Origin of the sequence: Corynebacterium tuberculostearicum (assembly GCF_022347385.1) — a bacterium.
Taxonomy (GTDB): domain Bacteria; phylum Actinomycetota; class Actinomycetes; order Mycobacteriales; family Mycobacteriaceae; genus Corynebacterium; species Corynebacterium tuberculostearicum_M.
On record NZ_JAKRDT010000003.1, the window covers coordinates 119198 to 144158 of the forward strand.

Annotated in this window: 25 protein-coding genes and 1 tRNA gene; 11 read left to right on the top strand and 15 right to left on the bottom strand. The window is 61.7% G+C overall.

The window, feature by feature from the left end; all coding sequences use genetic code 11:
- Window position 1: 1 nt before the first annotated feature.
- The 3 genes from MHK00_RS02785 to MHK00_RS02795 all read left to right on the top strand — a co-directional run bounded on the left by MHK00_RS02785 (window position 2) and on the right by MHK00_RS02795 (window position 1125).
- The gene (locus MHK00_RS02785) at window positions 2–508 is read left to right on the top strand and encodes a MarR family winged helix-turn-helix transcriptional regulator (RefSeq protein WP_250410312.1); all 507 of its coding nucleotides are present in this window, start codon (window positions 2–4) and stop codon (window positions 506–508) included.
- Window positions 509–513: 5 nt separating this feature from the next.
- A complete protein-coding gene (locus MHK00_RS02790) occupies window positions 514–813 on the top strand; it encodes a hypothetical protein (RefSeq protein WP_005323427.1) in 300 nt (99 codons plus the stop codon).
- A 108-nt stretch (window positions 814–921) separates the two neighbouring features.
- Window positions 922–1125 (top strand): hypothetical protein, encoded by a 204-nt coding sequence (locus tag MHK00_RS02795; protein ID WP_005323426.1) that lies wholly within the window; start codon window positions 922–924, stop codon window positions 1123–1125.
- A gap of 56 nt (window positions 1126–1181) precedes the next feature.
- On the opposite strand, the gene MHK00_RS02800 is transcribed toward MHK00_RS02795, so the two are convergent.
- The 3 genes from MHK00_RS02800 to MHK00_RS02810 are packed head-to-tail and all read right to left on the bottom strand — an operon-like array spanning window position 1182 to window position 3760.
- A complete protein-coding gene (locus MHK00_RS02800; RefSeq protein WP_250410313.1) occupies window positions 1182–2348 on the bottom strand; it encodes an ABC transporter permease in 1167 nt (388 codons plus the stop codon).
- A 3-nt stretch (window positions 2349–2351) separates the two neighbouring features.
- Entirely contained in the window at window positions 2352–3251 is a 900-nt protein-coding gene (locus tag MHK00_RS02805; protein WP_250410315.1) for an ABC transporter ATP-binding protein, read from the bottom strand.
- A 2-nt stretch (window positions 3252–3253) separates the two neighbouring features.
- A complete protein-coding gene (locus MHK00_RS02810; RefSeq protein ID WP_250410317.1) occupies window positions 3254–3760 on the bottom strand; it encodes a hypothetical protein in 507 nt (168 codons plus the stop codon).
- 99 nt (window positions 3761–3859) lie between these two features.
- Between MHK00_RS02810 and MHK00_RS02815 the strand changes: the two genes are divergently transcribed.
- Entirely contained in the window at window positions 3860–4657 is a 798-nt protein-coding gene (locus MHK00_RS02815) for a MerR family transcriptional regulator (RefSeq protein ID WP_250410319.1), read from the top strand.
- 90 nt (window positions 4658–4747) lie between these two features.
- Here MHK00_RS02815 and MHK00_RS02820 read toward each other — a convergent pair.
- From MHK00_RS02820 to MHK00_RS02840, 5 genes are all read right to left on the bottom strand, one after another.
- A tRNA-Arg gene (locus tag MHK00_RS02820) sits at window positions 4748–4821 on the bottom strand.
- 53 nt (window positions 4822–4874) lie between these two features.
- On the bottom strand, window positions 4875–6461 hold the full coding sequence (locus tag MHK00_RS02825; RefSeq protein ID WP_250410320.1) for an alpha/beta fold hydrolase: 1587 nt from the start codon (window positions 6459–6461) through the stop codon (window positions 4875–4877).
- 118 nt (window positions 6462–6579) lie between these two features.
- On the bottom strand, window positions 6580–7200 hold the full coding sequence (locus tag MHK00_RS02830) for a LutC/YkgG family protein (RefSeq protein WP_250410322.1): 621 nt from the start codon (window positions 7198–7200) through the stop codon (window positions 6580–6582).
- Complete coding sequence (locus MHK00_RS02835; RefSeq protein ID WP_179386362.1) at window positions 7197–8702, bottom strand: lactate utilization protein B; 1506 nt, start codon at window positions 8700–8702, stop codon at window positions 7197–7199. The genes MHK00_RS02830 and MHK00_RS02835 overlap by 4 nt, the downstream gene beginning before the upstream one ends.
- On the bottom strand, window positions 8702–9487 hold the full coding sequence (locus MHK00_RS02840; RefSeq protein ID WP_250410401.1) for a (Fe-S)-binding protein: 786 nt from the start codon (window positions 9485–9487) through the stop codon (window positions 8702–8704). The genes MHK00_RS02835 and MHK00_RS02840 overlap by 1 nt, the downstream gene beginning before the upstream one ends.
- A gap of 211 nt (window positions 9488–9698) precedes the next feature.
- Between MHK00_RS02840 and argS the strand changes: the two genes are divergently transcribed.
- The 4 genes from argS to thrB all read left to right on the top strand — a co-directional run bounded on the left by argS (window position 9699) and on the right by thrB (window position 15162).
- Window positions 9699–11351, top strand: coding sequence for an arginine--tRNA ligase (gene argS, locus MHK00_RS02845; RefSeq protein ID WP_250410323.1), 1653 nt, complete (start codon window positions 9699–9701; stop codon window positions 11349–11351).
- The gene (gene lysA, locus MHK00_RS02850; RefSeq protein WP_250410324.1) at window positions 11352–12689 is read left to right on the top strand and encodes a diaminopimelate decarboxylase; all 1338 of its coding nucleotides are present in this window, start codon (window positions 11352–11354) and stop codon (window positions 12687–12689) included. It begins immediately after the preceding gene.
- Between the two features lie 174 nt (window positions 12690–12863).
- Window positions 12864–14207 (top strand): homoserine dehydrogenase, encoded by a 1344-nt coding sequence (locus tag MHK00_RS02855; protein WP_250410325.1) that lies wholly within the window; start codon window positions 12864–12866, stop codon window positions 14205–14207.
- Between the two features lie 25 nt (window positions 14208–14232).
- Window positions 14233–15162 (top strand): homoserine kinase, encoded by a 930-nt coding sequence (thrB, locus tag MHK00_RS02860; protein ID WP_179386365.1) that lies wholly within the window; start codon window positions 14233–14235, stop codon window positions 15160–15162.
- Here thrB and MHK00_RS02865 read toward each other — a convergent pair.
- The 4 genes from MHK00_RS02865 to MHK00_RS02880 form a co-directional block, all read right to left on the bottom strand.
- Entirely contained in the window at window positions 15149–15808 is a 660-nt protein-coding gene (locus tag MHK00_RS02865; protein WP_250410326.1) for a helix-turn-helix transcriptional regulator, read from the bottom strand. The two genes, thrB and MHK00_RS02865, sit on opposite strands and share 14 nt — an antisense overlap.
- 37 nt (window positions 15809–15845) lie before the next feature.
- Window positions 15846–17678, bottom strand: a complete 1833-nt coding sequence (locus MHK00_RS02870; RefSeq protein ID WP_250410327.1) for an ATP-binding cassette domain-containing protein — start codon at window positions 17676–17678, stop codon at window positions 15846–15848.
- A 3-nt stretch (window positions 17679–17681) separates the two neighbouring features.
- On the bottom strand, window positions 17682–18446 hold the full coding sequence (modA, locus tag MHK00_RS02875; protein ID WP_250410329.1) for a molybdate ABC transporter substrate-binding protein: 765 nt from the start codon (window positions 18444–18446) through the stop codon (window positions 17682–17684).
- Window positions 18447–18513: 67 nt separating this feature from the next.
- Complete coding sequence (locus tag MHK00_RS02880) at window positions 18514–18774, bottom strand: DUF2249 domain-containing protein (RefSeq protein ID WP_250410331.1); 261 nt, start codon at window positions 18772–18774, stop codon at window positions 18514–18516.
- A gap of 66 nt (window positions 18775–18840) precedes the next feature.
- On the opposite strand from MHK00_RS02880, the gene MHK00_RS02885 reads away from it, so the two are divergent.
- From MHK00_RS02885 to MHK00_RS02895, 3 genes are read left to right on the top strand one after another with little or no spacing between them, the layout of a single operon-like run.
- Entirely contained in the window at window positions 18841–19920 is a 1080-nt protein-coding gene (locus MHK00_RS02885; protein ID WP_250410332.1) for a DUF8744 domain-containing protein, read from the top strand.
- Entirely contained in the window at window positions 19907–21085 is a 1179-nt protein-coding gene (locus MHK00_RS02890; protein ID WP_005323399.1) for a hypothetical protein, read from the top strand. Before MHK00_RS02885 ends, MHK00_RS02890 begins: the two co-directional genes overlap by 14 nt.
- The gene (locus MHK00_RS02895; RefSeq protein WP_250410334.1) at window positions 21086–22453 is read left to right on the top strand and encodes a multicopper oxidase domain-containing protein; all 1368 of its coding nucleotides are present in this window, start codon (window positions 21086–21088) and stop codon (window positions 22451–22453) included.
- Between the two features lie 225 nt (window positions 22454–22678).
- Here MHK00_RS02895 and mobA read toward each other — a convergent pair whose 3' ends face one another.
- From mobA to MHK00_RS02910, 3 genes are read right to left on the bottom strand one after another with little or no spacing between them, the layout of a single operon-like run.
- Window positions 22679–23266 carry a molybdenum cofactor guanylyltransferase gene (gene mobA / locus MHK00_RS02900; RefSeq protein WP_250410336.1) on the bottom strand — a complete coding sequence of 196 codons (588 nt, stop codon included), beginning with the start codon at window positions 23264–23266 and terminating at the stop codon, window positions 22679–22681.
- Complete coding sequence (gene moaC, locus MHK00_RS02905) at window positions 23266–23745, bottom strand: cyclic pyranopterin monophosphate synthase MoaC (protein ID WP_250410338.1); 480 nt, start codon at window positions 23743–23745, stop codon at window positions 23266–23268. The genes mobA and moaC overlap by 1 nt, the downstream gene beginning before the upstream one ends.
- A gap of 9 nt (window positions 23746–23754) precedes the next feature.
- Window positions 23755–24954, bottom strand: a complete 1200-nt coding sequence (locus MHK00_RS02910; protein ID WP_250410340.1) for a molybdopterin molybdotransferase MoeA — start codon at window positions 24952–24954, stop codon at window positions 23755–23757.
- Between the last annotated feature and the right edge of the window lie 7 nt (window positions 24955–24961).

Below are 24961 nucleotides of genomic sequence, written 5' to 3' on the forward strand. Positions count from 1 at the left end.
CATGCCTTATCAAACTCGCTGGTTAGACGACGATGAGCAGGAGCTATGGCGCCTGCTCCTTGGCGCCGTGCGCAAGATCGATAGGGGAATGGAGGAAACGCTCAAGGCCGGCGGCGAAGTATCTGCCTCCGAGTTCGCCGTCCTCGTCGCCCTGTCCGAGGCACCGGAACAACGCCTGCGCCTGCACGAACTGTGCACGCAGCTGGAGTGGGACCGCTCCCGCGCCTCCCATCAGGTAACTCGCATGGAAAAGCGCGGCCTGCTCACCAAAGAACCAGACGAGGATGATGCACGCGGCATCAACGTGTGTGTGACCCACGTGGGCCTAGAACACCTGCGGCGTGCCGCTCCGGAGCACGTGGAATCTGTGCGCCGTATGGTCTTTGACCACCTGCAACCCGAGGACGTACCGGCGCTGCGGCGCTTTTTCACCGGAGTTCTTCAGGTCAATAACATCCCGGGATATGAGGGGTACGTGCCAGATTCGCTACTACACGGAAAGGATTAAGCTCCATGATGGGACAAGAGCTCTTCGAGCACCCGAAGAAGCAGTATAAGACCTACGGGATCACCGCGTTGGAGGAGCTTAGCCCGCGCATCGGCGATCCAGAGGTGCACTTGGACGACGCCGCCAGCGAGGATCAGGTTGCCGCCATGGAGGAGGCACTAGAGGCCTACCCAGATTCCGCTCTCACCTATGACCAAGACACCGAGCTGTGGATCGTCGGCGCGGAAGAGGACATTGAGCGCATGCTTGGAGACCGCGAGTCCTTCGTAGAGGCGCTGCTCAATGATGAGGACCCAGGTATTTAATTGCCGAATTTCGGTGTCAATCAAAAGTGCGAGGAATGCGGCCTTGCGGGCACTTAACTGTTAAGATATCCGTAGTTAATCCTCGGTGGATCGAAAGGTTTTATCATTATGAACGAGCGTGAGGCTCAGGAACAGCGCGAAGCAGCAGCCCGCGATAAGAGCAAGGGCTGGGTTTCCGTCTTTGTGCAGTGGATCCCGAACATGCTGCTGGCACTGGTAATGGTTGCTGCCATGTTCTTCGGTATGTACTACATCGAGCACGGCACCTTGGACATCACTCAGCCGATCACCAACGAGTTCATTACTCAGTAGCTTCGGCACATAGAAGAATCCGGCTCCCGCACAATCGGCGGGGAGCCGGATTATTTTTATTTGCCCACCGCCTGGCGCCAGGTCATTTTGCGTCCATTATTCAAAATGGCGCGGCGGTAGATGTGACCGACCAGCACGATAATCAGTGCGGTCACCACAGCCATGAGCACATAGCTAGCTAGCAAGCCTAACCAGCTGAGGTTGCCCCCGGCCACCTGCATCGTAGCGACCAACATGGAAACCGGCGGCAACCAGGTCATGACCTGCATCCACGTGGCATCCAGGTGCATCCAGCCGAACATTGGTACATACATGGTGGCAAAGACGAGGAACAGGATAGGTGCCTGCGTGGATTGGAGATCCTCGGTGCGCTGCACCATCGAGCCGGCTGCAGCGTAGAGGCTGCCAAAGAAGAGCAGGCCGAGAATCTCGCCAACAAGGAGGACGGCTACCAAGCCGTAGTCCAGCTCGATGTCACTAGCCAATCCAGTCGTAGCAAGAGAGATAGCACCGCCGCCCAAAATGAGCAGCGTGGCTAGGAATCCAACGATGGTATTGCCCAGAATCTTGCCGGCCAAAAAGTCCACCGGACGCACGGAAGACAAGATAATTTCCACCACTCGGGACGACTTTTCCTCCGTGACGCGGCCACCAATCAAGCCGGCGAAGGTCATGACGGAAAAGACGACCACCATTGCGCCAATGAGGACCGTGGCTACGCCGGCCATCTTATGTTCCGTGCCGTCCTCTTCTTCTAAGTTCACCTGATTGACCGTGGTCGAGGGGGTAGCCTTTTCTAACTCTTGTGGGTCAATATTGAGCGTATCCAGCGCAGTTGCTTGTGCTTGAGAAGCAACGATTTGGTTGACGGTGGTGGTCACGGACGCTGGGGCATCCCCTTTGCTCACGAGTTCCCAGCCGTCGTTCTCGGCCGGCACTAAGGCGGCATCGGCGTCTTCATTCTCTACCATCTGCTGGGCTTCCGCGCGGTCTTTCGCCGCGGTGGCATCGATGCCGGAATCATCAAAGGCAGACGCTTCCATCCCCACGACGGCTACGGAATCCGGTTCGTCATCGCCGCTGAAGAAATTGATAGCGATAGGGCCGATAATGGCACCGAGGATGAGTAGCAGCATGGTGCCCACCACCATCTTCGACTTCAGCGCGACCGCCATCTCACGCTTGGCTACAACCCCGATGGTCTTCATTGCGGAATACTGCATGGCCTAGGCCTCCTCGTTCTGGTTGCTGGTGACGACGTCCTGGAAAAGCTCGGTCAGGTCTGGGATCTTGCGGCCGAAGGAATGAACCGGGCCTGCGGCGAGGGCTGCCTGCAGGATTGCCTGGTCATCGATGGTTTCATCGGCCTCGAGCACGACGGCGTCGGCAGTTTCTGCCACCAGCTCCGTGCCTTCCGGATACCAGCCGCGCGCTGGGGTAGCGACCTCAAAGCGGGGAGGGCCTTGGCTGCGCAGCTTATCGACGCCCCCTTCAGCCACCATATGCCCCTTCGTCACAATGCCCACGCGGTCACACAAGCGCTGCACCAGGTCCAACTGGTGCGAGGAGAAAATGACGGGCACCCCGCGATTGGCGCGCTCGCGCAGCATGTCTGACATGACGTTGACCGCAACCGGGTCTAGGCCGGAGAAGGGCTCATCCAGAATTAGCATGTCAGGATCATGGATCAGGGAGGCTGCCAGCTGTACCCTCTGCTGGTTGCCCAAAGACAGGTCATCGAGTTTATCGTCCATACGCTCACCCAAGCCCAGCTGTTCAAGGAGCTCAGTGCCGGCGCGCTTGGCGGCGGGTTTATCCATTCCGTGCAGGGTACCGAGGAAGACCAGCTGGCTGAGCAGTGGTTCCTTGCCATAGAGGCCGCGTTCTTCAGGCATATAACCTATGCGGCGGCGATTATCGTCATTAATTGGGGCGTTATCGAAATAGACTTCGCCGGAGTCTTTCGCCAGCACACCAAGCGCAATGCGCATGGTGGTGGACTTTCCGGCGCCGTTGGAGCCGACGAAGCCGAAGATTTCGCCTTCGCCAACGCTAAAGGTCATATCCCGCAGGGCTTGAGTCTCCCCGAAGGACTTATTGAGGTGGTCGATGGTCAAAGTGGGCATGTTTAGTCCTCCGAGTTCTGATTGAAGGTCAGTGCGTATCCGACAGCGGGCAGGGTGGCAGAGATGAAGTAGCTAAAGAGCAGGAAGTAGCCAGCTCCTAGCAAATATTTGGTGCCAATAATGCCGGTAATGCCTCCGCCTAGGAACCAATTTCCTACGAGGAGGGTTACAAGACCGCCGGCAAAAAGAAGCGCGGTAGACAGCTGGAAAGCCTTGCGGCGCCACTGGTCGAGGACCCGAGCTTCGTACTCATCAAGAGAGGACAGCGGCTTGCGGTCTTTGGAATCAATTGATACCCGCAGAATGGTCCACGGAATGCAAGAGAGCACCATTGTTATAGACATTCCTAACAGTGCCCAGTAAGAAGAAAGCGCCAATGCGAGGATGAGGAAAATCGCGGATACGGCCACGCAGCCATACATTGACGCGATTAATCCACGGGTGGGGCCGGGACGGCGGAACCGTTTGGCGCGGATCGTTGTTGAAACTGGGGCGTCATTTGCTGTCATGCACCCAAGTGTTGCATAAACCCAACACTCTGGCAACAGTTTCTGCAGATTTTTCTTTGAGGTTGACCCTGACGCAGCGTAAGGCGCGACAATGAAGCCATGGACGACATCGATGAAGTTCTCTATACCGTTGGCGAGGTAGCAGCGCTCTTCCGCATCACGGTGCGCACCTTGCACCACTGGGAGGCACAAGGCTTGCTGTCTCCAACGTGGCGCAGTTGGTCCAACTACCGGCTGTACACCGAAGAAGACTGCGCCCGCGTTCAGAAGATTCTGATCTATCGCGCCACCGGTATGAAATTGACCGATATTAAACAGCTGCTAGATGGCGGTGCCTCCGACTTAGAACATTTGCGGAGGCAAAGGGAGAGCCTGCTCGCGCAGCGCGACAGCCTTACTGACATGCTGGCAGCAATTGACACCTTGATGGAGGATGCAATGAATAACCGAAAGCTCACCACTGAAGAAATTGGGCAGATTGTCGGCGATGCCAACTTCGCCGCGCATCAACAAGAAGCCGAGGAGGCCTACGGATCGAGTGAGGATTGGGCTGTGTATCAGCAGCGCACTGCCGGCTGGTCGAAGGACAACTGGAGCGATGCGCAAGCCGGCGTCGCTGAGGTCGAAAAGGAGCTGGCCCAGGCCGTTGCGGGAGGTATACCTGCGGATTCGGAGGAGGCGCAGGGGCTCGTCGACAAGCACCGCGAGGCATTAAGCGCCTTCTTCCCCGTCACGCCGGCAAAGCACTTTTTAATCTCGCGCGGCTACGTGGCTGATGAACGCTTCCGTGCCCACTATGAGACGCAGCAAGAGGGGTTGGCGCAATGGTTGGCGGACGCCATTGAGCATGCTGTTAAGGCGCAAGGGGTGGATACTGACAATCCAGAGTGGCGATAGAAGGCTCGTGTCCAGCTAAGGAAGACCTAGCTGACCGGAGGAAAAATAAACCGCTGACCACCAGAAAGGTCTAGTGGTCAGCGGCTTCTGTGTCCCCGACAGGGATCGAACCTGCGACCTTCGGTACCGGAAACCGATGCTCTAATCCGCTGAGCTACGGAGACATCGCTGGGAAAATTCCCAACGATGTGATTTTAGCGCATGGGGTAGTGGGGGACTAAATCAACCCGGGGGCGTCGGTGGTAGTGACTTCACCGGTGCGCAAGTAGTGCACGCCGATGTCATCGACAACCTTATTCTCGGAGGCAAAGTGCCCATGGCCAGGGCCGTGGACGGTGACTACACGCGACTGCATCGGCTTGGAGAGGCTCGTGTGGTATTGATACGGCGTTTGTGGGTCGCCCGTTGCTTGAATCTGGAGGGGCTTGGTGGCGAGCTTGGAGCCGTCGAGAGGCGCCTGGCCGGTGACCGGCGCACGGCCACCGCAGCCCGCGCCGGAGCCGTAGAGAGAGTTGACTTGGGTGAAGGGATCAAAGCTGACGAAGTTGGACCACAGGTAGCTCGGGTACAGCAGCGGATTTCCGGGCACGGTGTTTTCATTGCAAACGATTAGGTTTTGCATATTTATTGCTTGCGCGAAGGACTCCTGTTGTTTCTGCACGGCGTCCGGATCGGCCTGCTCCGCATCGATAGGTTCGCTACCGTTGAGGTGCTTGGCAAAGGCATCCCATCGTGAAGGGGTCGGTACAACAAGGAGGCGCGTCATGTTCAGTAACGGGGAGGCTGCCTGCACGGCGTTGGGGTTGTGAATCTTCTGGCTGAGGAACTCCGCCTGCACGCGCAATGGGCCGGTGGCAGTCATGATGTCCGCACCAGGCTGACCGGCAAACTCGAGTCCTGGAGGTAGGTCACCAATCTTGGCGTTCGGTGGCAATACGGTAGGGCGTACACCTGCCTCACGAGCTACCTTTTGAGACCATTTTTCATAGACCTGCAGCGGGGTGGTGCCGAGGTGGTACTTGGCATCATTTTTGGCAATGAACCCAAAGAGATCGTGCAGTGCCTTTTCATAGCCGCGTTGTTGCGAAGCAAAGATGCCATTCCACGCCAGCTTGGGGCTCATACCGGAATCCAACAAGACCTTGCCGGTGTGTTCCGGATATTTGGTGGCATAAGCGGAACCGAGGTAGGTGCCATAAGAAGTACCAGCGATGTCAATCTTGTCCTCGCCCAAGGCGCGGCGAACCATCTCCCAATCTTCCAAGGTATTGGCGGTGGTTAAAGAATTGGTATAGCCCGGGGTGTTCTTCTCGCAAGCATCGCGAGTGAGTTTTCCTATCTGCAGGCTATCTCGGAGTGGGTCACTAGCAGCCGAAGCATCGCACTTGACTGGAGTGGAGCCAGGCAGACCACGTGGTTGTACACCGATGGTGTCCCATTCATCGCGCACGGCCTGAGGCCAAGGAGCAGCGCTATTGCCGGCCCATTCATAGGCATCGCCGCTTGGTCCACCGGGGTTAGTAAACAGCGCGCCACGGCGAGCGCCGGGGTTGGCGGCGGGAACGCGCACGAAGCCGACGCTAATCGTGCCCGCCTTTGGGTTGTCGTAGTACGTGGGGACTTCAATGCGTCCGCATTCGGCAGTGTCGATGTCCACCTGCTCTGGGCAGTCTTCCCAGGAAATGGCGGGCTTGGCTGCCTGTGGTGCAGGTGCAGGCGCGGCCGTGGCAATCGGTGCAGTGATGCCCATGGTCAGTGCGGCAGCACCAAGCGTGGCCGCAAGCTTAGAAGAAAAAGAAAGCATAGGTTAGGTCTCCAGAATGAAAATTTTTGGTAGACCTAGCCTATGCTTTTTTGATGCTTTTAGCATCATATTCACAGTAGGTGGGTGCCCTCACCGGCCGGGGCGAGGGCTATGCAACCTACTTGACGATGAGGACGATGAGATCACGCGGGCCGTGCACGCCCTCGACACGAGTGAGCTCGATATCGGAGGTAGCGGACGGGCCAGAGATCCAGGTCGCTGGCTTCTCCGGGTTCATGCGGGAGATGACCTCGGGGATACCGTAGACGATCTCATTCTGGTGGACGATGCACAGGTGGCGGTCCGGAACCAGGGTCAGTGCGCGACGGCCGCAACGCTCGTCAGACTCGAGCACGATGGTGCCGGTCTGCGCGGAGGTGACGTGGGAATAAGTAACCACAGCGTCCGTCTCGTTCAGGGTGCGCGGATCGACGGACTTATCGTCCGGCTTGGCGTCGAAGCCCTCGAAGAGGGTGGCGTCCATGCCTTCGGCGTAACGAATGTCGTTGCACTCGCGGTCCTTGAGGATCGTGGCGATGGTCTGCTTGAGCTCGCCTTCCTCGGTGACGTGCACCTCGGCCTTGTAATCCTCGAGTCGGTCAATGAGCATATCGCGCAGCTCGTCCGCGTTCAGGGTGCCCTCGTGGTGGTAGTCGCGCGGGGCATCAACGTGGTCGGGGAGACCAGCCTGCTTCTGGGCGGAGCGGATGCGGCTTAGGATTTCCTGCTTTGCGTTCACTTTTTGGACTCCTCACGGGCCTCGGCAAGAAGTTCCTTGCCTTCTTCGGACTCGAACCACTGGCGGAAGGACTTCTTTGGCGGAACCGCGGTGTCGCGGCCCTCGGACCAACCGGACATAAACAGTGGCAGGGATTCGATGGTCTTGTTGGTGCCACCCAAGATGCGGCCCAAGGCGACCATGTGAGTTGCCTTGTTCCACAGCTTCGGGTTGCTCCACAGTAGCTGAATGGTCTTGAAGAGCTTCGGCTCGATTGGTGGGGTGGCGTGGGTGACCTTCTGGTGGCGGTTTTCCAAAATGACGTCGGAAAGCGGAATCTTCACCGGGCACACCTCGTCGCAGCGGCCGCACAGCGAGCACGCATAAGGCAGGCTGGCGGAAGGATCGTTGTGATCCTTCATGCCGGTCAGCTGCGGCGTCAGGGAAATACCGATCGGGCCAGGGTAGACAGAGCCGTAGGCGTGGCCGCCGGCGCGCTCGTAGACTGGGCAAACATTCAGGCAAGCCGAGCAACGGATGCACTTGAGAGCCTGGTGGCCGATCGGGGAGGACAGGGCCGCGGTACGGCCGTTATCCAGCAGTACCAAGTGGAAGTTCTGCGGGCCATCGCCCTCAGTAACGCCGGACCACATGGAGGTGTACGGGTTCATACGCTCCGCGGTGGAAGAACGCGGCAGCAGCTGGAGGAAGACCTCCAGATCCTGGAAGGTAGGAACCAGCTTTTCGATGCCCATCACGGTAATGAGGGTCTCCGGCAGGGTCAGGCACATACGGCCATTGCCCTCGGACTCCACGATGTTGATGGTGCCGGTTTCTGCCACGCCGAAGTTGGCGCCGGAGATGGCAACCTTGGCCTGCATGAACTGCTCGCGCAGGAACTGGCGGGATGCCTCGGCCAACTCTGCTGGATTAGCCTGCAGGGTGTCATCGGTATTTGGCATCTTGTTGACGAAGATATCGCGAATCTCCGCGCGGTTGCGGTGGATAGCCGGAACCAGAATGTGGGACGGCTTATCCTCGCCCAGCTGCACGATGAGCTCGGCCAGGTCGGTCTCGCGAGCGTTGATGCCCGCGGCCTCCAGGTGCTCGTTCATGCCGATTTCCTGGGTGGCCATGGACTTAACCTTGACCACGTCGGTCTCGCCGGTAGCGCGAACCAGACCCTCAATGATCTGGTTAGCTTCCTTGGCGTCGCGTGCCCAGTGGACGACGCCGCCGCGAGCCTTAACTGCCTCTTCGAACTGCTCGAGCAGCTCCGGCATGCGGGCGGCAACGTCTTCCTTGATGGCGGAACCTGCAGCGCGCAGCTCCTGCCAATCGTCCAGCTCCTCCACAGCGTTGGAGCGCTTCTCACGAATGGAAGTGGTGGCGTGCTGCAGGTTGTGGCGCTGGGTGGCGTTGTTCAGGCCAACGTGTGCCAGAGGAACAAAGGCCTTGCTGCCGCGCAGGTTGCCGTAGCCTTCCGGCGCGCGCGGTGGGGTGGTATCGAGGAAAGAGGTCATTAGAGCATCGTCTCCTTGGAGTAAGCGGCGGAGGTCGGAGTCCATGGGTGCTCCTTGGTGGAAGCCAAGATCTCAGCCATGTGAACGGCGCGGACGCCGGAACGCTGGCGGCTCAGGGCGCCACCGATGTTCATCAGGCAGGAAGAGTCACCGCCGGTGACGAATTCTGCCTCGGTCTCCTTGATGTGGCGAGTCTTATCGGTGACCATCGCGCGGGATACCTCTGCGTTCTTGATGGCGAAGGTGCCGCCGAAGCCACAGCATTCTTCCTTATTCGGAAGGGTGACCAGTTCGATGCCTTCGACTTCTTGCAGCAGCTGCATCGGGCGATCGCCCAGCTTCAGGAAGCGCAGGCCGTGGCAGGAAGAGTGGTAGGTCACGCGGTGCGGGAAGAATGCGCCCACGTTAGTAACGCCCTCGACGTCTACCAGGAATTCCGGCAGGTCCAGGGTCTTCTGGGTGGTCTTGCGAGCGCCGTCGACGTCGGCGGAGCTGCCGTAACGGTCGGCGATGCGCTCGTGCTGCTCACGAACGGCACCCACGCAGGACCCAGAGGCAGCAACGACGTAGTCAATGGAGGGATCTGCGAAGGCATCCGCATAGGAGCGGATCATGCCCAGGGTTTCCCTCTGGTAGCCGGTATTGATGTGCATCTGGCCGCAGCAGGTCTGCTCCTCCGGGAAGACCACCTCGTGGCCCAAGCGGGAGAGAACCAGTGCCGTTGCCTTTTGTACGTCCGGGAAAAGGGCGTCACCAATGCAAGTGGAAAATAGCGCAATGCGCATACGGTGCTCCTCGTTGATTCTTGACATGGGGGTAGGCACAACCCTACTCCTTTTAAGCAGTACGTGCGTAATGCGTCCCTTTGTTGACCAGCAATTATTTCGCAATATCAATGTTGCAAAAAGCTCTTATCAAACGTTTGTCCTGCAAAGAGGAGTTTTCTGGCCCGGCCCTTTTCACACTTGACTTTTCAGTCCACTAGAATCGTGCGACATGACACCAGCTGATTTGGCCACATTGATTAAAGAAACTGCCGTTAAGGTCATGGAAAGCCATGAGCTTGATTCCTCCGTTTTGCCGGAAACGGTAACTGTAGAGCGCCCACGCAATCCTGAGCACGGCGATTACGCCACCAACGTGGCGCTGCAAGTGGCCAAGAAGGCCGGTGCAAACCCGCGCGAGCTGGGCGGCTGGTTGGCAGAGGCCTTGGCGGACAATGATGTCGTTGCAGAGGCCGATATCGCCGGCCCTGGTTTCATTAATATTCGCCTAGCTGCCGACGCCCAGGGCGAGATCGTCGCGCAAATCCTTCGCGCCGGCAAGGAGTATGGTTCTAACGATTCCTTTGCGGGTAAGAAGGTTAACCTCGAGTTTGTTTCCGCTAACCCGACCGGCCCGATCCACCTCGGCGGCACCCGTTGGGCGGCCGTGGGCGATTCCCTGGGCCGCGTGCTGGAGGCCTCTGGTGCCCAGGTCACCCGCGAGTATTACTTTAATGACCACGGCGGCCAGATTGACCGTTTCTCCCGTTCCCTGGTGGCTGCCGCGAAGGGCGAGCCGACTCCGGAGGATGGCTACGGCGGAGCCTATATCCAGGACATCGCCCAGGCCGTCGTGGAGAAGAACCCATCCGCGCTAGAGGGTAGCGACGAAGAGGTTCAGGAAGCCTTCCGTGCAGACGGCGTGGAGATGATGTTTGCGCAGATCAAGCAGTCTCTGCATGAGTTTGGTGTGGACTTTGATGTCTACTTCCACGAGAACTCCCTCTTCGAATCCGGTGCAGTCGATGCCGCGCTGGAAAAGCTCAAGGCCGAAGGCCATATGTACGAGGCTGAAAATGCCTGGTGGCTCAAGTCCACCGATTACGGCGATTCCAAGGATCGCGTGGTGGTCAAGTCCGATGGCAATGCAGCCTATATTGCCGGTGACATTGCCTACGTGGCCGATAAGTTCGACCGCGGCCACGATTTGAATATCTACATGCTCGGCGCTGACCACCACGGCTATGTGCCACGCTTGAAGGCTGCCGCAGCCGCCCTGGGCTACAACGCCGACGCCGTCGAGGTGCTCATTGGCCAGCTGGTTAACCTCCTGCGCGATGGCAAGCCAGTGCGCATGTCCAAGCGTGCGGGCACGGTCATCACCATGGAAGATCTCGTGGCTGCCATCGGTGTGGACGCTTCTCGTTATTCCCTGGTGCGTTCCTCTGTGGACCAGAGCATCGATATTGACTTAGGCCTGTGGGAATCCCAGTCCTCCGATAACCCCGTCTACTACGTGCAGTACGGTCACGCCCGCCTGTGCTCTATCAGCCGCAAGGCCGCCGAGCTGGGCGTCGATTCGGAAGGCGCGGATCTCTCCTTGCTCACCCACGATCGCGAGGGCGACCTCATCCGCACCCTGGGTGAGTTCCCAGCCGTGGTGGAAGAGGCCGCGCAGCTGCGTGAGCCGCACCGCATCGCCCGCTATGCGGAGGACCTCGCTGCGGTCTTCCACCGCTTCTATGACTCCTGCCAGGTTCTGCCCAAGGCGGGCGAGGATGAAGCTCCTATCCATGGCGCCCGCCTCGCGCTGGCACAAGCCTCCCGCGTGGTCTTGGCCAATGCCTTGACCATGGTGGGCGTGAGCACCCCGGAGAAGATGTAAGTGGCGGATTTCAATGAGCTGCCGGCCCACGTCTGGCCGCGCAATGCAAAGCGCGAGGAAGACGGCGTAGTAACCATTGCTGGTGTTCCGCTGCCGGATTTGGCGGAGGAATTCCAGACCCCGCTCTATGTCTTCGATGAAGATGACTTCCGGTCTCGGTGCCAGGACATGGCCCGTGCTTTCGGGGGGCCCGAGCACGTGCACTATGCCTCCAAGGCATTCATTTCGAAGAAGATCGTGAACTGGGTCAATGAGGAAGGCCTGTGCTTGGATGCGGCCTCGCTCAATGAGCTCAAGATTGCCTTGGCCGCGGAGTTTCCGGCCGAGCGCATCACCACGCACGGCAACAATAAGGACGAAGAGTACCTGCGTTTGTGCGTAGACGCCGGCGTGGGCCACGTGGTCATTGATAACGAGCTCGAGCTGGAAGAGCTCAATCGCATTGCGGGCGAGGCCGGCAAGGTCCAGCCGGTGATGATCCGCGTCAAGCCGGGTGTTGATGCGCATACGCACGAATTCATCGCCACGGCGCATGAGGATCAAAAGTTCGGCATTTCGCTCGCCACGGGTGCGGCCTTTGCTGCGGCCAAGCGTTGCTTGGAGGCGGACAACCTGCACCTGAGCGGCCTGCACTGCCACGTGGGATCCCAGGTCTTTAATGCGGAGGGCTTCAAACTTGCCGCGGAGCGCGTCATGGGGCTGTACCGCCAGATTTGTACCGAGCTGGGCGTGACGCTGGAAGAGCTCGACCTGGGCGGCGGCTTTGGTATTCCCTACATGCCTTATGAGGAGGCGCTGGATATCGAGCGCGTGGCCGGCGATATGCTCGGCGCGGTCAAGCACACCGCAGAAGAGTTGGGCATCGCGGCGCCCTTCCTCTTGGTTGAGCCCGGTCGCTCCTTGGTTGCCGGCTCGGCGGTGACCGTCTACCGCGTGGGTACCGTCAAGGACGTAGAAACTGGCAAGTCGGATCTGCCGCTGCGCCGCTATATCTCCGTCGATGGTGGAATGTCAGACAATATCCGGCCAGCGCTCTACGGTTCGGCCTATGACGTGCGCGTGGTCAACCGTTTTAGCGATGGGGAAGAGGTGCCCTCCCGTGTGGTGGGCTTCCATTGCGAGTCCGGCGATATTCTCCTTGAGGACGGCGAGCTGCCCAATGATATCCAGCCGGGAGACTTGATTGCCTTTGCTGCTACCGGTGGCTACCAGTACATGATGTCCTCGCGCTATAACGGTGCGGTGCGCCCGGCGGTCGTCGCCACGCGCGTAGGCCAGACCAAGCCGATGCTGCGCCGCGAGACTATCGAGGATCTTCTTTCCCTCGAAGTGGACTAGCCCGGCCACTCGGTCCCCGTCACGAGGCCTAATTTAATTCAGGGCCTGTGACGGGGACTTTTCTATCTGTTGACCCATTTGTGGCGAAAGTAGACAGCTTGTTCTGTATAGTGTCCTGTATCCGCAATTAGCGGGCACTAAACCTTTACCCCAACCGCACAATGGAGACGGACTATGGCTGCATCGACTAGCGAGCTTCAGGCACACGAGCATTCCGGCAAGGGCGAGGGCGAGACCGTTGGTATCGCGCTGCTGGGCTTCGGCACCGTTGGTGCTGAGGTCTTTCGCTTGCTGGGGGAGAACGCTCATGCCTTTGCTCACCGCATCGGTGGCCCAGCCGAGATTCGCGGCATTGCCATCCACAACAAAAATAAGCTGCGCCCGGGCGTGCCCCAGGAGTTGTTGACCGATGACGCCAAGGCGCTCGTCGCGCGCGATGATATCGACCTCGTCGTGGAGGTTATCGGCGGCATCGACTTCCCGCGCGAGCTGGTGCTCGCAGCGCTCAATTCCGGAAAGTCCGTGGTGACCGCCAATAAGGCCCTGGTTGCTGCGCATGCAGACGAGCTGGCGGAGGCCGCCGACCGTGCCGGTGTAGATCTCTACTTCGAGGCTGCCGTAGCCGCCGCGATCCCGGTGGTAGGCATGCTGCGCCGCTCCCTGGCCGGCGATCAGGTAGAGCGCATCTCCGGCATCGTCAATGGCACCACCAACTTCATCTTGGACGCGATGGAGTCCACGGGCGCTTCCTATGATGAAGCGTTAGCAGAGGCTACCCGCCTGGGCTATGCCGAGGCCGATCCCACCGCGGATGTTGAGGGCCATGACGCCGCCTCCAAGGCAGCCATCATGGCGTCTTTGGGCTTCCATACCCGAGTGAAGTTTGAGGACGTGCACTGCGAAGGCATTACCAAGGTCACCGCCGCGGATATCGCCGCGGCCAATGATGCCGGCTATTCCATCAAGCTGCTGGCCATTTGCGAGCGCCTCCAGCGTGCGGATGGCTCCGAGGCGGTCAATGCCCGCGTGCACCCCACGTTGGTGACCAAGGAGCACCCGTTGGCTTCCGTGAGCGAGTCTTATAATGCCATCTTCGTCGAGGCCGAGGCCGCAGGTTCCCTGATGTTCTACGGCAATGGTGCGGGCGGCAATCCTACGGCTTCTGCCGTGCTTGGCGACGTCGTCGGGGCAGCCCGCAATATCGTCCACGGCGGCCGTGCACCGGGCGAGAATACCTATGCCAACCTGCCTATCGCAGACTTCGGTGAGGTAGAAACCCGCTACCACATCGATATGGAAGTTCAAGACCGCACCGGTGTGCTGGCCGCTATCTCCGCCGTCTTTGCCGATAATGATGTTTCCCTGCGTACCGTGCGCCAGGAAGACGGCGCGGACACCGCCCGCCTTATCGTGGTCACCCATGCCGCGAAGGAGGCCACCTTGGACACCATCGTGGCTGCTTTGGGCGAGCTCGAAGAGGTCAAGGCCGTTCATTCCGTAATCCGCCTCGGCAGCTAGCACCGGCCCCATAGACTGGATAGCTATGAGTATCGAAGTTGAAGTCGGCACTAAGGCAATCGTGACCGTCCCTGCCTCCACGGCGAACCTGGGCCCAGGATATGACACCTTGGGCATGGCGTTGAGCCTGTATGACACCGTCGAGGTAGAGGTCACCACCTCGGGTCTTACGGTGGAAATCTTTGGCGAGGGCGCAGAAGACCTGCCGCGCGATGGCTCCCACTTGGTGGTCAAGGCGATTCGCTCCGCACTCTCGGCGGCCGACGCCACCGTGCCCGGCCTGCGGGTGGTCTCGCATAACAATATCCCGCAGTCTCGTGGCCTGGGCTCTTCCGCCTCCGCCGCAGTGGCGGGCGTGGCCGCCGGCAATGCGCTGGCGGGAAGCCCCCTGACCCAAGAGCAAGTAGTGCAGCTTTCTTCCGCCTTTGAGGGCCACCCCGATAATGCGGCCGCCTCCGTGCTGGGTGACGCCGTGGTGTCGTGGACAAATGTCCCTGTCGACGGCCATTCTTTGCCGGACTATCGCGCCGCGTCCATCAAGGTGCATGAAGATATTCGCGCCACCGCGCTCGTGCCTGATTTCCACGCCTCCACCCAGGCGGTGCGCCGCGTCCTGCCTTCACACGTGACGCATTCGGATGCGGCGTTCAACGTCTCGCGCACCGCGGTCCAAGTGGCGGCATTGCAGAACTACCCGGATCTCCTGTGGGAGGGAACCCGCGATCGCTTGCACCAGCCGTACCGCGCGGATGTGCTTCCCGTGACCGCGGAGTGGGTCAACCGCCTGCGCAACCGCGGCTATGCGGCCTACCTATCCGGCGCCGGCCCCACCGTCATGGTGCTGCACACCGAGGATATTGAGGAGGGCATTCTTGCCGACGCCCGCGAGCAGAACCTCCGCGTCATCGACCTCACCGTGGCCGGCCCCGTCCGCGTGGAGCTTACGCAGGCTTAATTTTTAGCCGGCACACGTTGGGGTGCTGGCGCGGCACCAAAGTGATCGAGGTGTCATCATCGCTGGTTTCTTGCAGGAAGCCAGCGTGTACCGCGCACAGGAACGGCGAAGGCTCAATCCCCGAAGAGACAAACGGGCAGGCATGGAGCTCGATGTCGGTCGAGTCCGGCTTGGTGGCGGGGTCAAAGCCCATATCGCGCAGGGTGGCAAAGAGCGTATCGAGCGCACCATTGGAGGCATCCGCGCCCGCGGCGCGCGCCCAGCGTCGCCCGATCTCGAGGGCCTTGGCTGAGGCGGCGTCATCAAGCTCTTCCTTATCCGCCAGCATCGTGGTCAGCACTTCCACCAAGGTGATGTATTCCTCTGCCACCGCTTTGTTATCCGGAATGCGGGCTTGGAAGATGAGGGAGGGGCGCCCGCGGCCCTTACTCGGCGCAGACACAACGTTGACGGCCCCAGCGTTGACCAGCTCATCGATGTGTCCGCGGGCGGTGTTGACGTGCATGCCTAGTTCCTCGGCCACGGTGCCGGCTTTGGCGCCTTCGGGGTGACGCTGCACAGCGGTGAGGACCTCGCGCTGCTTGGGCGAGAGGTTGAGGGCCTCCGGAAAGAGTTCGGTGGTGGGACGAGGAAGTGAATCAGGCATGGTAGAAATCCGCCTTGGGGTCTGCGAATACAGAAAACTAGTTGGGGTGGACAAAAACGTTTGCTTTAGACACTGTTAAGGATACGATGTTACCCACCGCGACGCCTAAAGCGAACTCGCGGTCTACCGGTACTGTAGCCTCCTGGCCGCCCAGATCAACGCGCAGCTGCATCGCCGCGAGGCTGGTGGCCTCGACTACAAGGACTCGCACCGACCACTGATTGCAGGTCTCTGGCGCTGCGCCAATTGTGGCCGCATGCGGGGCAAAGGTCACCGCCACCTCCTGTCCGAGTGCAAGAGATGCGTGGTTCGTCGTGGCCAGAACGGTAATATCGCCGCACGCAACTTCTACGGCGGACGCGCCGATCTCGGTTACGGTTCCTTCGAGGCGGTTGAGACCCGCTAGCGCCGCAACGAAGCCCGTTGGCGGTGCCTCAAGCAGACGCGCGGTTGCGCCGTGCGCCCGCACCTGGCCGGATTCCATGACCAGCATGTCCTGCGCCAAGTGCGCAATATCGAGAGCATCATGGGTAACAAGCAGCGTGGTACGGTCTGCGCGGGCCGCGTGCAAGAAGTGGCGCCACCTCTCGGCCGATTTCACATCGACTGCGGCAAGGGGCTCGTCCACAATCAAGACCGCCGGCCGTGCGGCCAGCGCGCGCACCAACGCCACGTGGGCGGCCTGGCCGCCGGACAGGGCGGGCACGGGGACGTCGGCAAGCTCGTGTAAGCCCGCCGCCGCCAGGAGCTCCTGCGCACGGGCCTTATCCCGGGTGACCATGGCGACCGCCTCTACGGCCGTCGAGCGCGGCGGCAATCCCGGCCGCTGGGTGAGCAAGACGACGTCGGCGCCCTCCGGGGAGACCTCCCCGCCGCTCAGGCGCCCGGCAATGCGCCCCATCAGAGTCGTCTTGCCGGAACCATTCGGGCCCACTACGGCCGTTATGGCGCGCGGGGAAAAATCCGTGCGCACCCCGTCGACGGTCACAGACAGCGCCGGCGCATCAGTGGGCCGGGTAAGGGCGCGGAGCTTATCGACGTCCATCTCATGCAACCGCCTGGCCTGTGGCTGGTAGCTTCGCCGCCGCAGCACAGGCAAGCCCGCCAGCGCCAGGCAGGCCAAGGCCAACCCGATAAGCAGCGCGGAGAGCACGTACGCGCCATCCGCATCGACCTCGCGCTCTAAATAGATGCCTAGCGGCATTGTGCGGGTGACCCCAGGCTGCGAGCCGGCAAAGGTCAGGGTCGTGCCGAATTCGCCCAGCGAGCGCGCGAAGGCCAACCCCGCCCCCGTAGCCAAGGCCGGGGCGATGGACGGCAGGGTGATTTTGCCCAGGATCTCCCATCGCCCCAAGCCCACGCCGCGTGCAGAGGCGAGGATCTCCTGGTCCAGCTGGCGCAATGCCGAATCGACCGCCACCACCACAAAGGGCAGCGCCACAAAGGTCTGCGCCATAACGACCCCGGGGAAGGCGAAGGCGAAATGGATGCCGAGGGCGTCGAGAAGCGGGGCCAGGTATCCCTTGCGGCCGAAGGCTGCGGTAAGGGCCAAGCCGCCCACCACCGGTGGCATGGCCAAGGGCAGGTAGACCAAGAGGCGCACTACGGCGCTGCCGCGGCCGAGTTGCTGCACCCACAGGGCCAGCCCCAAGCCCAGTACGAGCGCAAGGATCATGGATTGGAAGGCGGCTGCCACTGAGATGAGTAGCATGTCCCGGATCTCGTCGCGCGCGAGGTAGTCGCCGATTCGCGCCCAGGGCACGCGCAGGCCAAGGGCGGCGACGGGGACGATGATGGTGGCTACCGCAATGAGGCCAATAAGGCCGATAAGAAGCGGGGCTTTGGGGCGAATAGGCTGTGGGGCGGACATAGTCTACTCCGTCGGGGTGAAGCCGCGCTCGCGCCAGGTGGACGCAAAGTCGCCGCTCAGGATATCGAGCACCGCGCGAGCCTGGTCGGGGTGGGATGCTTCTGCGGTAACGGCGCCCACAATCTGGTTAGTGAATTTCTCTGCCCCAGGAATGTCAATCACCTCGACATCATCGCCGGCCGCGGCGGCATCGGTGGAATAGACCCACCCAGCATCCGCCTCGCCCGAGGCGACCTTTCCTAAAACGTCGGCTACCTGGCGCTCCTGGGAGGAAGGATGGATGTCCAGGCGCTTATCGTCGATGATTTGGGAGGAGATATCGCCACAGGGAACGTGGGGATCGCAGAGCACGAAGTGGTCGGAGTGGGGCAGATCCTCCACGGAATGGATTCCCGCCGGGTTACCCTTGGGCACGACCATGACCATGACATTGGTGGCAAGCACCTCGGGCGTGGCAACCGTGCCATCCTGCACCGCCTTATCCATGGTCTTTTTCGAAGCCGTGAGGAGAAGATCGGCCGGGGCGCCCTCGCGCAGCTTGCTCACCAGGTCGGAGGAGCCGCCATTTTCAAAGTTCAGATTTACCGGCGGCGCGAGCTGGCCGGCGCGCTGAGTGAGTTCGTCATTGATGACGCGGGTGGAGGATGCAGCCAAGACATTGAGCGTGGCAGCATCCGCGTCCTGGGCGGAAGTCGTTGACGTTGGGGGAGCGCAGGATGTAAGGGCGAATGCGAGGGCGGCGAGGAGTGCGGCGGCGCGCTTCTTCATCTGCGGAGGGCTCCTTCTACAGCGGAGAGTGTGACCTATCCAGGATAGCCCTCCGCCCCGCGCGGGTTTAGCTCACGCGGGTGAACTTGATGTGGAAGTCGTTTTCTTCTTCCTTGAGATAGTCCAGCTCGAAGTTCTCCTCGCGGGCTTCGACCTCCTTGAGCAGGGGAACCGGATTGTGCGGGGCGATGAGGATCATGGATTCACCCACGTTGAGGGTGCCCAGCGCGCCGTGGATGGCGCCGTGGCGAACGGCGTGCGGAATTTCGGAGGCGTTCAGAGTTGGGATGGAGTGTGGCTTATTGGCATCGGAGATGGGCAGTTGCATAGCGAGTGGTCCTTTCTTAAGGGGTGCGAGTTTCGCTCTGCAACCAATATTAGTACGATACAACCCGTGCAAAATAATAGTGTGGCGCATCGCCTCATCTTCCTTGCCTTCGCAGGTCTATCGCTGCTGGTAGGCCTGGCTGCGGGTGCCACCCTATTGGGGTTGACCGCTACCCCTGGCGCGTCCTTCGCCGCCGACCACGGACCACTCATGGTCTTCGGCTTCGTGGGCGGAGCCATCGGCCTTGAGCGCACCGTTGCCGTGCGCACCTCGTGGGCATGGGCCGGGCCCGTGTTCCACGTTGCCGGCGTGCTGGGCATTCTCGCCGGCCTGCCGCGGGCGGTCCCGGCCGTGTGTTTTGCCGCCAGCTTCCTTGTCCTGGGCTTCATTTACGCCACCATCTATCGCCGTCAGGCGAGCCTCGCGATCCTGGTGCAGGCAGCTGGAGTTATCGGGGGAGTAGCAGCAGCTGCCCTGTGGGCCATGGGCCCGGGTTTTGCCGCGGCGATGCCGTTGTGCGTTCTCTACGCGGTGGCCACCATCATCGGCGAGCGCATGGAACTAGCGCGCGTCACCATGGCCGGAACCCGCGCCGAAAACCACCTGACCCTTCTGGTTCTGGGGCTGGCGGCGGCCAGTGTCATCTACGTGCTTGCCCCTGCGGTGGGCTATCGCGCCATGGGCTTGGTGCTCATCGCCATCGCTGCGGCCACCGCGCGGGTAGACGTGGCCAAGAATTTGGTGCGTTCTCACAGCCTGCCGCGCTACTCGGCGGCATGCATGCTGGCCGGCTACGCCTGGCTCGCCCTCGGCGGTTACCTCTGGCTGCTGCACGGGCAGTCCACGGGCTTTGCCTATGATGCCTCAGTGCACGCCATCTTCTTGGGCTTTGTCATGTCCATGATCTTTGCCCACGCACCGATCATCTTCACCTCCGTTATCCGCCGCCGATTGCCGTACCACCCGGTGCTCTATGTGCCGGTGGCGTTCTTACATGGCGGCCTCGCGCTGCGCATCCTTGCCGATTGCGCCGAGCACACCACTGCCCTCCGCACCGGCGGGGTGGTTACGATAATCGCAGTGTTAGTTTTTCTCGCCTGCGGCATCGCCCTGACCGGAAAGGAGGCGCGCCGTGCGCATTCATGACGTGTCCCTGGCCGCGCGCGGCCGCTGGCATACCCTGAGCGCCGCCGTTATTGGTTTGTGGATCCTCATTGGCCTCGGCCTACTCATCGCTGGCTCTTTGGGCGCTCCTGTGGTGTGGTGGGATATCATCCATCCCTTCACCATTGGCGCGCTGACCACGGCAATCATCGTCTTTTCCACTCATTTCACCGAGGCCTTGACCCGGACTGCGGGCGGGGACTATCGGGGCGTCGGCAGTCGCGTGGGCCTAGTGCAGCTCGGGCTTATCTTGCTGTTCATTGATAGGGCGGGGTATGACTGGGGCCCGCTTGCCGACGCCGCCTCTGCCCTCATCATCGCCGCCCTCACCTGGCACCTGTGGTTCATCGCGCGGCGCCTGCGCGGCTCATTGTCTGGTTCTTTTGCCGTGACCGTGCCCTTTTATATCGCGGCGGCCGTGTTCATGATTGTCTCCGTGGTGCTGGTCATCCTGAGCGGAAATGGGGTAGGCGAGTATTCCCTCCTTGTCGGCGCCCACTCGCGCGGCATGATCTGGGGCTTCGCGTGGCTTACCGTCATCGGCACGGTGGTCACGTTGCTCCCCACGCTATCGGCCACCGCGATTTCGCCCACCGCTCGCGCGCGGTGTACTCGCGCGCTCATCGTGCACTGTGTTGGCCTGGCCTTGGCGATGGCGCTGTACGCGGTGGGCCTTACCCGCGCCGCAGGCGTGGCTCAACTGCTCGTGGTCCTGGCGGCGGTACTCATCATCCAGCCGGTGCTTGCCACCGTTATGGGGCGCTCGCCGCGGCTGACCACCGCCACCGTGGCTGTTATCGCCGGACTGCTGTGGATGTTGACGCTATGTGCCGGTGACGCCATTTCCGCAGCGGTGGGCGCCTACCCGCGCACCATTACCCTGATTCTGCTGCCCGCCTTCCTCGGTGCCGGCCTCTTGCAGTTGGTCACTGGTGTCCTTCACCACTTGCTGCCCATCCTTACCGGCGCACGCCCTGATACCACCGAGCGCACCGGCTACGCCCGCCTGCTGCTTATCAACCTGGGCGGACTGCTGACATTGCTAGGCGCTACCGTGGCCGGGCTTATCATGATGGGGATAGGCCTTGCCGCCAACGTTATCGCCGTCGGCCGAGCCATCTACCTTAAGAAAAGACTGGAGAACTAAATGCTGAGCGTTTCTTCCTCACAACCTGCGGACAAACCCGCGCCGAAGGATTCCTCCTGGGCCTCGTGGCTGCTCATCGGCATCGCGCTGGCAGCGGTCATCGCGCTCGCGGTGGTCAATTCCACCGGCAAGGGCACGGAGTCCGCGGCACCGGTATCCTCCGGCGAAACGCAGACCATCGACGTGGGCGTAGACGGCATGGCCTTTACCCCCTCGTCCATCGATATCGAGCCCGGCACCCACCTGGTGGTCAACTTCACCAACTCCGGCGACCAAGTCCACGACCTCAAGATTGGCGACGCCGAGACCGGCCGCGTTGACCCCGGCGAGACCGTCCAACTCGATGCCGGAGTCATCGACTCCTCCGTGGAAGGCTACTGCACCATCGCCGGCCACAAGATGCAGGGCATGACCTTCAAAGTCAACGTGGGAGACGGCGCCGCTGCAGGACATGACCATGCGGTGTCCTCAGCTAGCAACCCGCACGTCAACGTGCCAACCGCCGCCGAACTCGGCGCACAGCGCGACGACTTTTCTGCCTTCGACGCCACCTTGCAGCCGGCCGCTGAGACGAAGACGCACAAAGAGACCTGGACGATGACCGAGGAAGTCGTGGAGGTTGCCCCCGGCATCAAGCAGATGCGCTGGCTCTTCAACGGCCAAGCCCCGGGTCCCACCCTGCGTGGCAAGGTGGGCGATAAGTTCGAAATCACCATCAAGAACGAGGGCTCCATGGCCCACTCCATTGATTTCCATGCCGGCGAGGTCAACCCAGATAAGACCATGAAATCCATCCAGCCGGGCGAGGAATTGACCTACAAGTTCACCGCGAACCGCTCCGGCATCTGGATGTATCACTGCTCCACGATGCCCATGTCCCTACACATCGCTAACGGCATGGCCGGCAACGTCATCATCGATCCGCCGGACCTCAAGCCCGTGGACGCGGAGTACAACTTCATGGCCACTGACGTCTTCCTGGGCGAGGAATCCACCGGCGCCGACGCCCAGCGCGTTGCCGACGGCCGCTTCGACCTCATGGCCTTCAATTACTACCCGGGCCAGTATGACGCAGAGCCTATCAAGGCCAAGGTAGGCGATACCGTCCGCCTGTGGCTGACCAACCTAGGTCCCGACCAGCCGTTGAGCTTCCACGTTGTGGGCGAGCAATTCGATACCGCCTACAAGGAAGGCACTTACCTCATCAAGAATGAGGACGCGACCGGTTCGCAAGCCCTGGACCTCCTCCCGGCGCAAGGCGGATTCGTCGAGATGACCTTCAATGAGCCCGGTACCTATTCCTTTGTCAATCACATCATGACTAACGCCGAGAAGGGACAGCACGGCAAGTTCATCGTTACCGAGTAGCCCTCCAGCGGTTCGGCCCCCGCTCCTCCCGCCCTTCGCGCTCACCAGCGACCGTTCGTGGTCACATTTGATGCCCACCGTGAGCGCGAAGGGCGGGTTTGTGTATTCGTCCACCCCTCGCGCTCACGGAGGCGGCGATTTCGCGCTTGCTGCGGCTCCCAGTGAGCGCGAAGGGAGGGGAGGCGGCTACTTATCCCTTTGGCGCTCACGGGCGGAGGAGCTCGGCTAGATCAGCGGCTGCCGGTGAGCGCGAAGGGCGGTGTGGGGAGGAAACGCAGGAACCTCGCGCAGCTCCGAACAGGTGTCGTAGTCGCGTTCGGCACCGGTGCCGGGAATCTCGATGAAGTTGGCACCACGCATGAGGCGGCGGACGGAGACGTTCCGAGTCGTGGGAAGGGACTCGAGCTGAGCGTGGAGCGCGGGAGCGCGCCAGAGGGAACACAGCGGCTGGAGGTAGCCGTCGGCGGCGCGGGTGAGTACGGCATCGGCCGAGGAGGAGGCGAGGGCCGAGCGCAGACGGGGAAGCAGTAGCGGCGAATCGGGGGCATCCACGGCGAAAAGGGCGAGTTCGGAGCAGTGGGATAGCGCCTGGGCGCCGGCCGCGATGCCGGTGACGGGGCCACCGTAGAGCGGGGTTTCGCACACCTGGGGCAGGCCGAGGCGATGCGGGGAGACGGCCACGGTCGGCGTGCCGTAGGGAAGCTGGGCGAGCAGGCGGTCGATAAAGCGCGTGCCGTGGACAAAAAGGGAGGCCTTATCGGCGCCGCCCATGCGCCTGCCATGGCCGCCGGCGAGGATGACCGCGCCGAGCATTAGGACTCCGGGAGGGTGCGGGACCAGTCCCCGGAGCGGCCGCCGGATTTCGCCACGATTCCGCAGCGGCGGATATACGCGGAGCGGTCCACGCCCTTGACCATGTCAATGATGGCGAGCGCGGATACGTTCACGGCCGTCAGCGCCTCCATTTCCACGCCGGTGCGGTCGGCGGTGCGGACGGTGGCGGAGATGGACACGTGGTCGTCGGCAAGCGTGAGCTCCACTGCGCAGCCGTGTACGCCGATGGTATGTGCCAGTGGAAGCAGCTCGGGGACCTTCTTGGCGGCCGAGATTCCAGCAATGCGGGCTACCGCGAAGACATCGCCCTTGGGTACGGTGCCATCGCGCAAAGCGGCCATGACCTCGGGGGAACAGGCGACCTCTCCCTCAGCGGTGGCGGTGCGCACCGTGGGCTGCTTCTCGGTGACGTCGACCATGTAGGCGGCGCCGTCAGAGTTCAGGTGGGTAAATTCCATGGTTGCTCCTTAATACAGATAAACGGTGATGTCCTCGCCCATGGCCGGCGGCTCGGAGTCAATGAGGCAAAAGCCATTGGTGCCGGCCAGCGACACGACCCTGTGGCTGCCGTGGGGCAGGTGCGAGGTGATGGCGGGCGCTTCTTGAAAGTCTACGGTGACGGGAACAATGGTCGGCCGGCCGCGGGAGGCGGGAAGGGGAGATTCCACTCGGGCGCGCAGGTTGACCCGCTGGCGTGGCGCGGGGTGTCCGGACAGCGCGGCGATAAGGGGCCGGGCATAGAGCTGGAAATCAACGAAGGCTGCCACAGGGTTTCCGGGCAGGCACAGCACCGAGGTGTCATTCCACAGGGAGTAGCCCTGCGGGGCACCTGGGCGCTGGTCGACGTGTCCGAACCACGCGGAATCCGTGCCTCCCAACACGGTGTGCACGACGTCGAAGGCGCCGGCTGATACGCCACCTGAGGTGATGATGAGGTCGTGGGAGGAGGCAAGCTCATCGAGCGCAGAGGCGAGGTCCGCAGGGGCATCGCCCACGTGGACGTGTGCGTCTGCACCTGCAAGGGCAGCGAGCATCGGGCCATTGGAATCCGGTAGTTGGCCGGGGGCGAGCCGCGTTGGGGAAGAGACGAGTTCTTCGCCGGAGGAGATAACCGCGATGCGCGGGCGGCGGTAGGCCGTAACGGTATATACGCCGGCGGAGGTGAGGGCGGCGATGACGGCGGCATCGATAAGCGTGCCGGCGGTGGCGACTGGCGCGCCGGGCTGGATGTCCTCGCCGGCGGGGCGGATATGCGATTTGGTGGGGGCCTCGGTGATGGTGACCTCGTCCGGAAGTGCTACCGGGCCGGCCGGGGTGGTGGTGTTTTCTACGGGAACGACGAGCATTCCTGCGGTATCGGCCACGGGGGCACCGGTCATGATGCGCACTGCCTGGCCGGCGGGCACGGCGATGGGAGCCGCGCCGGCCGGTACATCGCCGGCGACGGGGAGGGTCCATGGTGCGGAGGAGGAAAGATCCGCGGCATGGACGAGGAAGCCATCCATCGCCGAATTAGCGTGGGGCGGCACGGGGAAGCGCGCGGTGGCGTCGGCAGCGAGGACGCGGCCGATGAGGGAGGCATCGACGGGCGCGGACTCGGCCGGTGGCGTGGAAGCCAGCGCGAGTACGGCGTCGAGGTGCGCGGAGATGCTGCGGGGCGTGGACATAAGACTC

Bases quoted from the DNA above. Each gene is read 5' to 3' on its own strand.
- MHK00_RS02785 (WP_250410312.1), top strand. From the start codon at position 2: ATGCCTTATCAAACTCGCTGGTTAGACGACGATGAGCAGGAGCTATGG.
- MHK00_RS02790 (WP_005323427.1), top strand. From the start codon at position 514: ATGATGGGACAAGAGCTCTTCGAGCACCCGAAGAAGCAGTATAAGACC.
- MHK00_RS02795 (WP_005323426.1), top strand. From the start codon at position 922: ATGAACGAGCGTGAGGCTCAGGAACAGCGCGAAGCAGCAGCCCGCGAT.
- MHK00_RS02800 (WP_250410313.1), bottom strand. From the start codon at position 2,348: ATGCAGTATTCCGCAATGAAGACCATCGGGGTTGTAGCCAAGCGTGAG.
- MHK00_RS02805 (WP_250410315.1), bottom strand. From the start codon at position 3,251: ATGCCCACTTTGACCATCGACCACCTCAATAAGTCCTTCGGGGAGACT.
- MHK00_RS02810 (WP_250410317.1), bottom strand. From the start codon at position 3,760: ATGACAGCAAATGACGCCCCAGTTTCAACAACGATCCGCGCCAAACGG.
- MHK00_RS02815 (WP_250410319.1), top strand. From the start codon at position 3,860: ATGGACGACATCGATGAAGTTCTCTATACCGTTGGCGAGGTAGCAGCG.
- MHK00_RS02825 (WP_250410320.1), bottom strand. From the start codon at position 6,461: ATGCTTTCTTTTTCTTCTAAGCTTGCGGCCACGCTTGGTGCTGCCGCA.
- MHK00_RS02835 (WP_179386362.1), bottom strand. From the start codon at position 8,702: ATGACCTCTTTCCTCGATACCACCCCACCGCGCGCGCCGGAAGGCTAC.
- MHK00_RS02840 (WP_250410401.1), bottom strand. From the start codon at position 9,487: ATGCGCATTGCGCTATTTTCCACTTGCATTGGTGACGCCCTTTTCCCG.
- argS (WP_250410323.1), top strand. From the start codon at position 9,699: ATGACACCAGCTGATTTGGCCACATTGATTAAAGAAACTGCCGTTAAG.
- MHK00_RS02855 (WP_250410325.1), top strand. From the start codon at position 12,864: ATGGCTGCATCGACTAGCGAGCTTCAGGCACACGAGCATTCCGGCAAG.
- thrB (WP_179386365.1), top strand. From the start codon at position 14,233: ATGAGTATCGAAGTTGAAGTCGGCACTAAGGCAATCGTGACCGTCCCT.
- MHK00_RS02865 (WP_250410326.1), bottom strand. From the start codon at position 15,808: ATGCCTGATTCACTTCCTCGTCCCACCACCGAACTCTTTCCGGAGGCC.
- MHK00_RS02870 (WP_250410327.1), bottom strand. From the start codon at position 17,678: ATGTCCGCCCCACAGCCTATTCGCCCCAAAGCCCCGCTTCTTATCGGC.
- modA (WP_250410329.1), bottom strand. From the start codon at position 18,446: ATGAAGAAGCGCGCCGCCGCACTCCTCGCCGCCCTCGCATTCGCCCTT.
- MHK00_RS02880 (WP_250410331.1), bottom strand. From the start codon at position 18,774: ATGCAACTGCCCATCTCCGATGCCAATAAGCCACACTCCATCCCAACT.
- MHK00_RS02895 (WP_250410334.1), top strand. From the start codon at position 21,086: ATGCTGAGCGTTTCTTCCTCACAACCTGCGGACAAACCCGCGCCGAAG.
- mobA (WP_250410336.1), bottom strand. From the start codon at position 23,266: ATGCTCGGCGCGGTCATCCTCGCCGGCGGCCATGGCAGGCGCATGGGC.
- moaC (WP_250410338.1), bottom strand. From the start codon at position 23,745: ATGGAATTTACCCACCTGAACTCTGACGGCGCCGCCTACATGGTCGAC.
- MHK00_RS02910 (WP_250410340.1), bottom strand. From the start codon at position 24,954: ATGTCCACGCCCCGCAGCATCTCCGCGCACCTCGACGCCGTACTCGCG.